Genomic DNA, 12517 nt, shown 5'->3' on the forward strand with positions numbered 1-12517 from the left:
AATATGGAGGTATCTTGCGGAGCTTGCATCAAAAGATGTCCTGTAAATGCTATTTCTGAAAATGGGCATGATAAGGTGAAAGTAGATGCGCACAATGAATTTGGTGTTTCACAGTGCAGCTTGTGTCAAACAAAAGTGCCTTGTGAATTTAAAAATCCGATTAGATAATCAGTAAACTTATGGTGAATTATTTAATAATATAAACATATGAAATAATTAAACATAGCAAGTGGGGGATGTGATTTTTTATAATGGAAAAGTGCAATAAAGGTGTATATAAAAACAGATGGATAATATTAGCCGTTGTAGTGTTACTTCCGTTTATGGGGACCCTTGATAGTACTATAGTAAATGTAGCACTTCCGGTAATGGTTAATATATTTTGTGTAAATATGTCTTCAATTCAGTTAATAGTAATTTGTTATCTTATAACAATAGTCAGCACAATCTTATTGTTTGGAAGATTAGGAGATATAAAGGGAAAATCTATAGTATTTAATTTTGGATTATTAGTATTTACTTTAGGCTCATTATTATGTGCTTTATCGGAAAATTTTACTTACTTAGTGTTATTTAGAATAATTCAAGCAATAGGAGCTTCGGCAGCTATGGCAAATAATCAAGGGATAATAACTCAAGTTTTTCCACCGAATGAGAGGGGAAGAGCCCTCGGTATTTCGGGAACCTTTTTGGCTCTTGGTACAATGATTGGACCGCCACTTGGGGGAGTTATAATTTCTTATTTAAGCTGGCATTATATATTTCTAATAAATATTCCGGTTGGGATAATTGCAGTAGTAATCGGATTTAAAGTATTGCCACGTAAGATAAATGAAGTGGATGAAGATATTGATTTTACTGGAGCAATAATTTTGGGGTTAAGTGTTGTATTATTGTTTTACGCTCTTATAGCTGGACAAACCGTTGGATATGAAAATAATAAGGTTATCGCTTGCTTTATTGCAGCAATCATTTTATTTATTATTTTTGTACGTAAAGAAAGGAAATTAAAATACCCACTTTTAGATCTATCTTTGTTTAAAAACTCTCTTTTTTCAGTAGGTATACTATGTACGTTCATATGCTATGCATCAATAAATAGTAATAATATTGTCCAACCTTTTTATCTTGAAAATGTTTTGAAAATGACTCCCAGCTTTGCGGGAATAATTATGATGATATCTCCTATAATGATAACAATAATATCACCTTTTAGTGGTTATCTATCAGATAAAATAGGTTCAGAATTTTTAACATTTTTGGGATTAATACTAATAGGAATTGGAATGAGTCTAATGGCTACCTTAAGCGAAACATCAACTATTCAAGAATTAATTGTCTATATAATTTTTATAGCTGTAGGAAATGGATTATTTTTACCGCCTAATAATTCTTTAGTAATGTCTTCAGCTCCTAGTGATAAATTAGGTATTGCTGGAAGTATAAATGCTTTTGTTAGAAATTTAGGACAATCATCTGGAGTCGCAATGGCGACAATGCTTTTATATTCTTTCATGAGTGTGAAAATGGGAGAGAAGGTATTTGGTTATGTAGAAGGCAGAAATGATGTTTTTATGTTTGGAATGAAATATGTTTATATAAGTGCAGCAGTTATATGTTTTATTGGAGTTATAGTAACGGCCATAAGATTAAAAAATAAAAAGTTTCAGAAATAGATAAAAGTGAGCAGATTTTTTAGCATGTGCTACAAGAGAATCTGCTCTTTTTTTAGGGAGTTTTCAGAGGTATTTAAGTCTCATATTGTATTGATAGCAATTGAACTAATTAGATTTTTCCACAAAAATTTTTACGCAATATTAATTTAACTTAAAATGAATTTATTTTTAATTGACTTTTAATGTAATATTAACTACAATTAACTTCGAATACCAGATTTATAAAGTTGTCGAGTGATTAAATAAAAAATAGAAAACGTTAAATATATGCAAAAACATATATTATATTGTAGAAGGTGATAAGTATGAATTATAAAGTGGGCAAAAGTTCAAAAAGAGATTTAAGTGATGCAGTATCAGAGGCTACAGCTGGACTTAAATCCCCTAAGTTAATATTATTTTTTTCTGATGTCAAGAATTTTGAAACTTACACAATAAAAATAAGGGATAAATTTGAAAACAGTATCATTCTTGGTTCAACAACATTTGCAGGATTTTGCAGGGATGGAGCTTTTAAAGATACGTTGCTTGTAATGGGAATCGAAGATGGAATTGAATGCTATGCGGATGTTTTAGAAGAGGTAGATAAATACCCACTAAAATATATTGATAGGGTAAATAACTGTATTGATAAATTTAATAATATAACTAATACAGTGTGTTTTGAAATATCTACAGCTTTGATTAGCTGCGAAGAATTAGTTTTATCTACATTGAATTCCGTACTATCAGAAAAGAATATTCCATTATTTGGAGGTTCTGCAGGGGATCAGGGTAAAGCTGAAAGAACAATAATTTCTTTTAATGGTACAATATATGAAAATGCATGTGCTTTTGTAATAATAAAAAATTTGAATGGCAAAATTAAGTTATATAGAGAAAATATCTATAAGCCGACTAAACATTATTTTACTGCAACAAAAGTTGACGTAAGAAATCGTATAGTATATGAATATGATAATAAGCCAGCTGCAAAAGTAACGGCTGAAGCTTTAAATACAACGCTTGAAAATCTTCCTAAATATTTAGATAGTTATCCTCTCGGAAGAATTATTGGAAGCGATATGTATATTACTGCAAATCAAATGGTCACTGAGGGAAATGGAATGTCATATCATGCAAGAGTTTATAATAATTCAAAAATGGTGCTTTTAGAACCTGATGATTACAAGAATGTAATTAGTGAAACAATAGAAAAAGTAAAAAAAGATGTACCAAATCCATCGTTAGCCATTATGATAAATTGTTTAGCAAGATCTATGCTTTTTGAAAATGATGGGTATTTAAATGAATTTGCTAAAAAAATGAGCAATGCCCTAGGTAATTATATTGGATTTGCAGGTTACGGAGAACAGCTTAATGAACAGCATTTTAATCAAACTATGGTTCTTGCTGTATTTGAATAGATGAGGTAAAAAGATATGAAGTGGTTTAAATTAAGGAAAAATAAAGATGTTAATTCAGATGGACAAGTAAATTTAAAAGTAGAGCAAGGCAAAATAGTAGAAACAGAACAAGCTGTTGATTATGATAAGTATATCAACTTTGGAGTTTTACATATAGAAAAAAAATTTGGAGAGTTTATGGATGAGGAGGTTAAAGTAACTCAATCTATTGACGATATTAACAATACATATCTAAAGATAAACAATATACAAGATATGATTAATAACATAGATTCAAATTTTAATGATTTTAGCCAATATGCTAATAAGATTGATGGGGTTATTAATCGTTCTGAAGTAGCTGTTAAACAAGCAGATGATAAGATGGAATCATTAGCAGATAAAATAAATGGGACATGCAATCAGCTTGATTTAATTACTCAATCATTCCATACGTTGGAAAATAATTCGAGAAGTATTCAAGATATGTCAAAAAGTATAACTGACATAGCAAGCAGTACGAATCTTTTGGCGCTAAATGCATCAATTGAAGCAGCCAGAGCAGGAGAGGCTGGTAGAGGATTTGCTGTAGTTGCAGACGAAATAAGAAAATTATCATCGTCAACAACCGAATTAGTAAGTGGAATTGATAAAAGTGTAAGTGAATTATATGAAAGTATAGATTCATTAAGAGAAGAAATCAGAAATTCTAAGGCGGCAATTAATGAAAATTTTGAATATGCACAAAATGTTAAGAAAGATTTTAAACAAGTAACTGATTGTACAGATGAAGTAAAAGACTTTACTAAACATATAATTACAGGAATTGAACGATCAAGCTCTGAAATTAATGAAGCAGCAACAGGAGTAGGTTCTGTAGCTGAGCTTGTTACTTCCTTTGGTAACAAGTTAGATAAATTAAATCTAAGAATGAGTTCAAGATCAATTATTATTTGTGATATTATTAACTTCTTAAATCAGATTGAAAACTTATTGGCTGATTCACTAAGTAAAAAATAATATGTCTTTATGCAGTAAAGCGGAAATTAAGTTAATAAAAGACTAGTTACTCTATCACAAAGTAACTAGTCTTAAGATATATCATCCAATAGATTAACTAAACTATTCTATAGTATAAATTAGTTACATTAGCTATCGCAGCCAAGTCCTAAATATCTAGAAGAATACCCCCGGCCTTAACCTGAAACATATCCGCTGACATCTACCGCTGTGCATGCCCCTCTAGTGAATGGGTACTCTTTCGAAGAAATGAAATTATAAAGTGTAGTATTGTTAACTCCTCCGTGGATGGTAACAGTATTTTTTATATAATCTATTTTAATTTTGTTTAATTTACTTATATCCTAAGGAACTACAAAGAATCTTCTGTGAAAATATTTTTATAGTTATATATGAAAAAGTATTTATATATAACTATAAAAATAGTAAAATATATAAATATTTATAGGAAATATAAGCGTTTGAGAATGTTGATTAAATTTTATGCTCAGTACTTAGCTAAGTTTTTCACTAGCAGTAAAATAAATATAAATTAAAGTTTTTGGAGGGATAAAAAGTATGGATATACTTGAACAAGCTCATGCACTCAGTGATGAAATAGTAAAATGGAGAAGAGATCTACATAAGGTGCCTGAAATAGGTATGATTTTACCTAAAACCTTTGAATATGTAAAAGGGAAACTTGAAGAATTTAATATAGAGTATACTACATATGAAAATCATTCTGGAATAAGTGCTGTACTTGGAAAGAAAGCAGGAAAGATAATCGCAATAAGAGCAGATATGGATGCATTAGCTATTAAGGAAGAAACAAATTTAGAATTTAAATCAGAAAATGATAATATGCATGCTTGTGGTCATGATGGTCATACAGCAATACTTCTTGGGGTAGCTAAAATACTAAAGGAGAATGAAGAAAAATTAAATGGGAAGGTGAAATTAGTTTTTCAACCAAGTGAGGAGATAGGCCCAGGTGGAGCATTGGCCATGATTGAAGATGGGGTTCTAGAAAATCCAAAAGTGGATGCAATGTTAGCATTGCATGTTGATAGCAAGCTTGATGAATATAAAAATGGAGATATACTAGTCAGATACGGAAGTATGTCTGCAGCAGAAGATCCGATTAATATAAAAATTATAGGCAAAGGTGGTCATGCATCAACGCCGAATTTTTGCATTGATCCTATTTCCGTAGCAACCTTACTTATTAATAATATCCAATATATCTTAACTAGAGAAGTAAATCAAACTATACCTACAGTTATAAGTTTTGGAAGTATTCAAGGTGGAAGAAATTCATACAATATTATCCCAGATATAGTTGAAATAAAAGGAACTGTTAGAAATACAGATAATGAAATAAGAAAATTTGTATTACAGAGAATAGAGGAAATCGTAGCGGGTTTAACAAAAATAATGAGAGCAGATTTTGAACTAGACTTTTATGGAGGATGTCCAGCTGTTATTAATGATAACAATATGGTAGATATGTTATTAAAATCATCAAGAAAAATTTTAGGAGAAGATCATGTTCATATTTTAAGTGATTATAATATGGGTGCAGAAGATGCAGGATTTTTCTTCGAAAAGATTCCAGGATGTTATTTCAGATTATATAATCCAGCTGCTTTTGAAGATGGAGTTGTATATCCAGCTCATAATTCTAAATATATGATGGATGATTCGGTATTATATAGAGGCGCTGCTGTAATGCTACAAGCTGCATTGGATTATTTAGAAGGTTAATTTCAAAGTCACAGAACTATTGTTATGATATAATCGCTTTATAATTAATAGATTATAAGTATTAAGCAAAATACATTTATACAAAGGAGATCCATATGGAGATTATAAAATCATTGTTTTATTTCATACTGGCGGGAGTGTTTGAAATTGGAGGTGGATATCTTATATGGATATGGATACGTGATGGGAAGAGTTTTTGGTATGGAATTGTTGGTGGAGTCATATTGATTTTATATGGAATAATTCCAACGCTTCAACCTTCAAGTGCAAACTTTGGGAAGGTATATGCGGCTTATGGAGGAATATTTATTGTTCTTTCAATTTTATGGGGATGGAAAATTGATAATATAGCACCTGATAAATTTGACCTAATCGGTGGATTTATTGCATTAATCGGAGTTCTTATAATAATGTATGCCCCTAGAAGTTAAAAAGGTGAAGCCAAATCAAATAACAGAATTATATAAAATGCCGTATTATTCAAAATAGAATTTGCGGTATTTTTAGTGTTCAATATTAAAACTTCAGAGATTATTTAACTATATAACCGTTAACTTTTTGAACTCCATAGCTGTTTACTCTTTGGTAGTACTGTCTATCACTTTCGCCAGGTTCTCTTTCGATAAATACATCCAACCTGTTATCTACACCAAAATATTTATCAGAACCTCTATCATTAACAGTAACTTGTCCATAACCTTCCAAATAGATATTAGTGTTCTGAGGAATTACGTTATTAGCAACGCCTCCATGTGTCAGCGGTTTGTTCTGACAAGTAACAGGCCCAGCACTGCTATTTTCCGAGTTAAGTGAGGTATAGAAAGTTAGTATAAATTCCTTCCATTCAGGTTCGTTTTTTTCCGCTTCCTCTGGTTTCTTATTTATTTCATTCTCACTCTCTTTTTGAGTTATTATTTTACTCAGCTCCATTTTTTCAGTTTGCAGATTTTTAAGTGGGCTTTCATTTTCTTGAATTTCATCGTTATTCAGCGGTTTTATATTTTTTTCATCTACAACATCTGTTGCTAAAGCGTTAAATGGTGTTATCGTACTCATGCTGTATGTATTAAATAAGATTATAAAACTTAATGAGCACATTAGCATCTTTACTCTTAGCATTTGTCCACTCCCCTTTATCAGTACTATATAAGTAACATAATGGATTATGTTTATAGATTATAGCATATATGTAAAATATTAACAAATAACTTTGGCAAAATTATTCCGCATAAGATGTGCTTAAATTAAACTATATTGAAATACATAAGATTAATTCATTAGTTCTCGCTAAAACTAATAGATATGTTGTAAACATATAAAGATAAAGGATACAGTGGCTGAATTGAAAAATATTAGAAAAGAATTTTATGAGATGGGCTTACAAAATATGTTATAATTAAATTAAATTTAGCCATACAAATAATTGTATTGATGAATTAAGAAAGATATGGAAGAATGATAATAGAGTTAAATTTGTATTTGATTAAAAGATAAGAAAATTAATATAGTTTAAGGGGAGGTATTAGGGATGAAAAAGTATGATACTATTATATTTGATTTAGATGGAACTTTGCTTAATACACTTGAGGATCTAGCTGATAGCGTTAATGCTGCATTAAGAATGTATGGATTTCCATGTAGAAAAGTTGAAGAGATTAGGAGCTTTGTGGGTAATGGGGTTGCACGTTTAATGGAGCTTTCAATACCAGATGGAATTAATAATCCCAAGTATGAAAAATGCCTTGAAGATTTTCGGAGTCACTATTCTATTAATATGCAAAATAAGACTGATACATATGAAGGAATTATGGAACTTTTGGGACAACTATCAGAAGAAAATTATAAAATCGCAATAGTATCAAATAAATTTGATAATGCAGTTAAGGAACTTAACAAGGTTTATTTTGAAAAATATATAAAAGTAGCAATTGGAGAATCAGAAGGTGTATCTAAAAAACCATCTCCTGATACAGTATTTAAAGCTTTAGATGAATTGAAATCTACTGCAGATAAAGCTATATATGTAGGGGATTCAGAAGTTGATGTTAAAACTGCTAAAAATTCTGGAGTTTTGTGTGTAGGTGTAACATGGGGATTTAGAGATAGAGAAATATTAGAGGCGAAAGGTGCAGATCATATAATAGATAGACCACAAGAATTGTTGGAAATAATTGCTTGTTAGAAATGTGCGAAATAATATTTATTAAACCCTATTATTAATTCAGGAGGGGCTATTTAATGACGCATCTTTTTTATGAAAAATATAATAAAATTACAGGGAATATATCAATGAAATTTTTCGAAGGGGTATATTAATGAAAGATATTTATGAAGAATGTCCTATATATACAAAGGATCTTATTACATTAAGACAAACAACAATGGAAGATGCAGAGGAATTATTAAAATGTTATTCCGATGAAAAAGCTGTCCCATTTTTTAATTCTGATAACTGTCATGGAGATAATTTTAACTACAAAACTCTTGAAAGAATGAAAAAAGCAATTGATTTCTGGAATTTTTCTTATGAAAACAAGTATTTTGTAAGATGGACAGTGATTCTAAATAATACAAAAGAAAAAATTGGCACAATTGAAATGTTTCATAGAATTGCAGATGACGAATTTAATCACTATGGTATATTAAGAATTGACTTACAAAGTGATTACGAACGTCAACAAATTATAGGTGAGATATTAGAAATTGTTAATGAATATTTCTTCAAAGCCTTTGATGTTAAGGTTATTCTTATAAAGGCTATTCCGGAAAATATTGAACGAATTGCAGCTTTAAGTAAAATGGGATATGAGTCAGTCAATAGAAAAGTTATGACATATGATGATTATTTTGTAAGTCTTGAGAGTAGGTAAAATTAATTATTAATTCATTTACTAGATTTGAAAACTATTCAGTAATAAAGTTTGAGTTATAAGGGAAAGCATATTATTTAAAAAAAAGCCCCACAAAAGGGGCAGTGTTGAAGAGAGATAATTATTATTAAGGGTACATTTCTATTATATGATATTTTATTTTTGGTAATACCTACTCCGGAAATATTTCTCGATTTATGAATATAATCAAATAATTATCATATACATTTATATTAGTTGAGAAATATTATAGGATTAATATGATTAAATCGTGGAGGACAATATGGGATTTGATTATAACGGAATTATTTTGACATGCATTAATTTTTTTTTGTTGTTCATAGTTATAGCTGTAATGCTTAAAGGAGTTAGCAAATATAAGGAATCTATTTATAAAAATAAGCAACTTGATGAGAAATTTAGTGAGGTTTTAAATGAATTCATAAAGAAAAAAATAGATTAATTATAAAAGGAATATATTATTGAAAAAACTAAGCTAATTGTAATTTTGCTTAGCTAAGATATATTATCAATCTACAAAATTCAAAAAACTCTTCTATGAAAGGAAGATTTGCTAAAGTTAACTAATGCAAGCTATCAATGCTATTTTTACTAATAATTTAATAGATTATATTTTTGTATAGTGGTTAATATATTACTGCCAAGCAAAATAAAATTGAGGAGGTAGATTCAAATGGCATCAAGTAATAGTGGAACAAACAGAGTTTTAGTACCAGAAGCAAAACAAGGGTTAACCAGATTAAAAACTGAAGTAGCTTCAGAAATTGGATTCTCAGACTATCAAAGTATTGACAAAGGAAACCTATCTTCAAGACAAAATGGTAGCGTTGGTGGAGAAATGGTAAAAAGAATGATAGAAAGTTACGAACAAGGATTATAAAAATAAATAATTAATAAGAATGCACTAAGAAAATTCTTGGTGCATTCACATTTATAATTAATTATGTATAAAATGTCCTATATACAAAATAATTAATTATATATGGCATTTTTATATAATATAAACCTGTTGAAGCAAGTTAAGTTCAATTGAACCCCTCCAAGTACAATAATTTAAAGTTGCTTCAACAGGTTTATTTATGCTGTTCTAACCGTTTTAAGTAACTATTGAATTTCACACTCATAATATGAAGTATTAATAAATTTAGGAGAGTAAAGAATGTTTAGAAGTAAGTCATATTATCGAATGATGAGATCACTAGATGAGGCGCTAGCATATAGAAAAGACGGAATAATATATGTACTTATCATGGGTGAACTTCCTACACCATGCGATCAAGCTAAGGTAGTTGATAAATATCCGGGTACTCGAACCTATGTGAGAGATCCAGGTTCTGCGGAACTTTTTATTGAAATAGGCCGTAAACCTGGATATGAAGATTTATTTTGCATACAGACATTAATACCGTTTTTCATTGGTGAAGAGATACAAGATTCAGGCCATGATACAGTAACTATTTACGTAAATGGTGAGGCATACAAGAGAATACCTATTGAAGAAAAATCTAGTTCACATTGATCTTGTGAAAACAGAAAAATGCATTAATTATGATAAAAGAAACATTGAATTAAACTCTATTATTGGGACATTCCTAGGATTGCACCTGAAATAAAAGGAATTAACCAAATAGTCCAAACCAGAATACTAAATTTATGAAAATTTAATTTTGCTTTTTTATCATTCTTAATTAAAACAATAGTAGCCCAAAGTGCATGAAAGAGCATAAGAATTATTGCTAGTAAGCCTGTTATACCATGAAAATTAAATTCAAAACCACCTTTAGCGATTTTGCCCATTAATGTTGTACCTAAAGTATCAAATATTAATCCTAGATAGAATATAAATAAGTGCCATCTTTTTAATCCGCCTTGCACTTTTTCGCTCCACACACCTACTGTGTAAAATATTAGAGCTGATGTAATAGATACAATTGCATAAACTAACATATAAATACCTCCAAATGTATATGAATTTTAATAATTAAACTACCATAATAATATTGTTACTTAGTTCTATACTTAATATTCTAAACTATTTAAGGATAAATTATAGTTATAAAGTTAATAATATTCTTATAATTTAAAATTAAGTATAGGAGCAGATAAAATGAATAGATTTGATAGAGCTGTTAATAAAAAAACTAGCGACTTAATAACAAAAAATTTACTTGGTCAGGATGTAACAGAAGAAGATTTTAAAAAGTTTAGAATTATTGCGAGAGCAATGATTAGAGAAGAAGCAAGAAATATTAAGACAGACGGGAAACATAATTCTTTGCATCATAAGACGTGGAAGAACGCGGCTAAGTATGGTGATTTTCAAAAGTAGCAAATAAATTGAAATTCTATAGTATCGTTAAAATCCTTGATAAGTAATTTATTATCGAGGATTTTTTCATGCGCCTAATATCAGTTGATTTGTCTATAACTTTAAGCTATACTTTGGTTATCTATAGCTTAAGAAAAATGAGGAGCGTTATTATGAATAAACATTTACTTTTGATAGATGGGTCATCCCTTTTATCTTGCTGTTTCTTTGGGAATCTTCCAAAGGAATATAAATTTGCTAAAACTGATGAAGAAAAGGATAAATATTTAAATAAAATACGCCAGTCTCCTCAAGGGGAATTTACAAATGGTGTTTTTACAATGATGGCAGCAATGCTTAAAGTAATTAGGAATCAAAGGCCTACCCATATGGTTGTGGCTTGGGATCGTACTAAGGAATTTACATTTAGAAAAGAATTATTTCCCGACTACAAAGGACATAGAAAAGAATTTAGAAGTGAGCTTGGCAACCAGTTTGCTTTAGCTCAGAAAGTTTTAAAAGACATGGGAATAGCACAGTTTTTATTTGATGAATATGAAGCTGATGATATAATCGGTACATTATCAAAGAAATTTCAAAAGGATATGAGAGTTACTATTTGGACAAAAGATCAGGATTGTCTGCAGCTTGCAGATGATAACATAAGGGTTTGGCTCATAACTTCAAAATGTTCTGATATGTATAGTCAGCTAGGAGTAGATAATAAACAGTTAAATATACCTAGCGGTATATTTGAATATACGCCGTATTATGTAAAGCACTTCTATGGTGTAGATCCAATTCAAATAATAGATAGAAAAGCAATTGAGGGGGATCCTTCGGATAATATTCCGGGAATAAGTGGAGTAGGCGAAAAATCAGTTATTCCATTGCTTCAAGAATTTGAGACAGTGGAAGGAATATATGATTTTATTGAAAATTCCTCTGAAAAAGAAATTAAAGAAACATTTAAAGAACTAGGAATTTCTCGTTCACCTTTATCAAGATTAATTGAAGAATCGGATACAAAACTAGTAGGAAAAAAAGCTGCTTTTCTTTCTAAAAAGCTAGCGACTATAAAATGTGATATTGAGGAACTCGAATGTGTTATTGCAGATGAATTGAATCTTGAAATAAATGAAGATGTTATGAAAAGTACATTCGAGGAATTGGGATTTCAGAGCTTATTAAAATAATAAGCTCATTTGACTTAAAAGAGCGGATTTTCCATTAAACTACTCTCGGTTAAAGATTTTTCTGGGTTTTGTTAAATATATTCTGAATTAAATAGTTTATGAAGTACAAATTATCGTATAAATAAGTTTGATCATAAAAAAGATTGACAAGAAAAGATTGGCAAGATATAATGTCAATATAGTTTAGTGAGAGTAAAAAAAATTAATACAGTTTAAATTAGACAAGGGCGTCTTATTCCATAATTTATGGAGTAAGGCTTTTTTTATTTTAATAAAGTATTAAATTGGGGGGCAA

15 protein-coding genes are annotated in these 12517 nt (G+C 29.6%); 13 read left to right on the plus strand and 2 right to left on the minus strand.

Translation table 11 applies throughout. The features are described from left to right. Window positions 1–3 precede the first annotated feature (3 nt). The 6 genes from CLCHR_RS24400 (at window position 4) to CLCHR_RS06980 (ending at window position 6258) form a co-directional block, all read left to right on the plus strand. Window positions 4–168: a 4Fe-4S binding protein gene (locus CLCHR_RS24400; RefSeq protein WP_119366615.1), complete on the plus strand. Its 165-nt coding sequence runs from the start codon at window positions 4–6 to the stop codon at window positions 166–168. An 83-nt stretch (window positions 169–251) separates the two neighbouring features. Continuing rightward, the gene (locus tag CLCHR_RS06960; protein WP_079438974.1) at window positions 252–1676 is read left to right on the plus strand and encodes an MFS transporter; all 1425 of its coding nucleotides are present in this window, start codon (window positions 252–254) and stop codon (window positions 1674–1676) included. 305 nt (window positions 1677–1981) lie between these two features. Then, entirely contained in the window at window positions 1982–3082 is a 1101-nt protein-coding gene (locus CLCHR_RS06965; protein ID WP_079438975.1) for an FIST signal transduction protein, read from the plus strand. A gap of 15 nt (window positions 3083–3097) precedes the next feature. Continuing rightward, a complete protein-coding gene (locus CLCHR_RS06970) occupies window positions 3098–4081 on the plus strand; it encodes a methyl-accepting chemotaxis protein (protein WP_079438976.1) in 984 nt (327 codons plus the stop codon). A 558-nt stretch (window positions 4082–4639) separates the two neighbouring features. Further along, complete coding sequence (locus CLCHR_RS06975) at window positions 4640–5827, plus strand: M20 metallopeptidase family protein (RefSeq protein WP_079438977.1); 1188 nt, start codon at window positions 4640–4642, stop codon at window positions 5825–5827. Between the two features lie 95 nt (window positions 5828–5922). Next, window positions 5923–6258 carry a YnfA family protein gene (locus CLCHR_RS06980; protein WP_079438978.1) on the plus strand — a complete coding sequence of 112 codons (336 nt, stop codon included), beginning with the start codon at window positions 5923–5925 and terminating at the stop codon, window positions 6256–6258. Between the two features lie 100 nt (window positions 6259–6358). On the opposite strand, the gene CLCHR_RS06985 is transcribed toward CLCHR_RS06980, so the two are convergent. Continuing rightward, window positions 6359–6946 carry a 3D domain-containing protein gene (locus CLCHR_RS06985; RefSeq protein WP_079438979.1) on the minus strand — a complete coding sequence of 196 codons (588 nt, stop codon included), beginning with the start codon at window positions 6944–6946 and terminating at the stop codon, window positions 6359–6361. A gap of 409 nt (window positions 6947–7355) precedes the next feature. Between CLCHR_RS06985 and CLCHR_RS06990 the strand changes: the two genes are divergently transcribed. The 5 genes from CLCHR_RS06990 (at window position 7356) to CLCHR_RS07010 (ending at window position 10237) form a co-directional block, all read left to right on the plus strand. Continuing rightward, the gene (locus tag CLCHR_RS06990; RefSeq protein ID WP_079438980.1) at window positions 7356–8009 is read left to right on the plus strand and encodes an HAD family hydrolase; all 654 of its coding nucleotides are present in this window, start codon (window positions 7356–7358) and stop codon (window positions 8007–8009) included. A 133-nt stretch (window positions 8010–8142) separates the two neighbouring features. Then, window positions 8143–8697: a GNAT family N-acetyltransferase gene (locus tag CLCHR_RS06995; protein WP_079438981.1), complete on the plus strand. Its 555-nt coding sequence runs from the start codon at window positions 8143–8145 to the stop codon at window positions 8695–8697. A 283-nt stretch (window positions 8698–8980) separates the two neighbouring features. Beyond that, the gene (locus tag CLCHR_RS07000; protein WP_079438982.1) at window positions 8981–9160 is read left to right on the plus strand and encodes a hypothetical protein; all 180 of its coding nucleotides are present in this window, start codon (window positions 8981–8983) and stop codon (window positions 9158–9160) included. A 231-nt stretch (window positions 9161–9391) separates the two neighbouring features. Then, window positions 9392–9598, plus strand: coding sequence for an alpha/beta-type small acid-soluble spore protein (locus CLCHR_RS07005; protein WP_079438983.1), 207 nt, complete (start codon window positions 9392–9394; stop codon window positions 9596–9598). Between the two features lie 279 nt (window positions 9599–9877). Beyond that, window positions 9878–10237 (plus strand): hypothetical protein, encoded by a 360-nt coding sequence (locus tag CLCHR_RS07010; RefSeq protein WP_079438984.1) that lies wholly within the window; start codon window positions 9878–9880, stop codon window positions 10235–10237. 59 nt (window positions 10238–10296) lie between these two features. Here CLCHR_RS07010 and CLCHR_RS07015 read toward each other — a convergent pair whose 3' ends face one another. After that, on the minus strand, window positions 10297–10665 hold the full coding sequence (locus tag CLCHR_RS07015) for an HsmA family protein (RefSeq protein WP_079438985.1): 369 nt from the start codon (window positions 10663–10665) through the stop codon (window positions 10297–10299). 160 nt (window positions 10666–10825) lie between these two features. Here CLCHR_RS07015 and CLCHR_RS07020 point away from each other — a divergent pair, with 160 nt between their 5' ends. Further along, window positions 10826–11047: a hypothetical protein gene (locus CLCHR_RS07020; protein ID WP_079438986.1), complete on the plus strand. Its 222-nt coding sequence runs from the start codon at window positions 10826–10828 to the stop codon at window positions 11045–11047. Window positions 11048–11199: 152 nt separating this feature from the next. Continuing rightward, window positions 11200–12222, plus strand: coding sequence for a 5'-3' exonuclease (locus CLCHR_RS07025; RefSeq protein WP_079438987.1), 1023 nt, complete (start codon window positions 11200–11202; stop codon window positions 12220–12222). Window positions 12223–12517: the final 295 nt, after the last annotated feature.

This window comes from Clostridium chromiireducens, assembly GCF_002029255.1.
In the GTDB taxonomy this organism is placed as follows: Bacteria; Bacillota; Clostridia; order Clostridiales; family Clostridiaceae; genus Clostridium; species Clostridium chromiireducens.

What these genes read in the sequence shown, in the direction of transcription:
- CLCHR_RS24400 (WP_119366615.1), top strand. Translation starts at nt 4, where the DNA reads ATGGAGGTATCTTGCGGAGCTTGCATCAAAAGATGTCCTGTAAATGCT.
- CLCHR_RS06960 (WP_079438974.1), top strand. Translation starts at nt 252, where the DNA reads ATGGAAAAGTGCAATAAAGGTGTATATAAAAACAGATGGATAATATTA.
- CLCHR_RS06965 (WP_079438975.1), top strand. Translation starts at nt 1,982, where the DNA reads ATGAATTATAAAGTGGGCAAAAGTTCAAAAAGAGATTTAAGTGATGCA.
- CLCHR_RS06970 (WP_079438976.1), top strand. Translation starts at nt 3,098, where the DNA reads ATGAAGTGGTTTAAATTAAGGAAAAATAAAGATGTTAATTCAGATGGA.
- CLCHR_RS06975 (WP_079438977.1), top strand. Translation starts at nt 4,640, where the DNA reads ATGGATATACTTGAACAAGCTCATGCACTCAGTGATGAAATAGTAAAA.
- CLCHR_RS06980 (WP_079438978.1), top strand. Translation starts at nt 5,923, where the DNA reads ATGGAGATTATAAAATCATTGTTTTATTTCATACTGGCGGGAGTGTTT.
- CLCHR_RS06985 (WP_079438979.1), bottom strand. Translation starts at nt 6,946, where the DNA reads ATGCTAAGAGTAAAGATGCTAATGTGCTCATTAAGTTTTATAATCTTA.
- CLCHR_RS06990 (WP_079438980.1), top strand. Translation starts at nt 7,356, where the DNA reads ATGAAAAAGTATGATACTATTATATTTGATTTAGATGGAACTTTGCTT.
- CLCHR_RS06995 (WP_079438981.1), top strand. Translation starts at nt 8,143, where the DNA reads ATGAAAGATATTTATGAAGAATGTCCTATATATACAAAGGATCTTATT.
- CLCHR_RS07000 (WP_079438982.1), top strand. Translation starts at nt 8,981, where the DNA reads ATGGGATTTGATTATAACGGAATTATTTTGACATGCATTAATTTTTTT.
- CLCHR_RS07005 (WP_079438983.1), top strand. Translation starts at nt 9,392, where the DNA reads ATGGCATCAAGTAATAGTGGAACAAACAGAGTTTTAGTACCAGAAGCA.
- CLCHR_RS07010 (WP_079438984.1), top strand. Translation starts at nt 9,878, where the DNA reads ATGTTTAGAAGTAAGTCATATTATCGAATGATGAGATCACTAGATGAG.
- CLCHR_RS07015 (WP_079438985.1), bottom strand. Translation starts at nt 10,665, where the DNA reads ATGTTAGTTTATGCAATTGTATCTATTACATCAGCTCTAATATTTTAC.
- CLCHR_RS07020 (WP_079438986.1), top strand. Translation starts at nt 10,826, where the DNA reads ATGAATAGATTTGATAGAGCTGTTAATAAAAAAACTAGCGACTTAATA.
- CLCHR_RS07025 (WP_079438987.1), top strand. Translation starts at nt 11,200, where the DNA reads ATGAATAAACATTTACTTTTGATAGATGGGTCATCCCTTTTATCTTGC.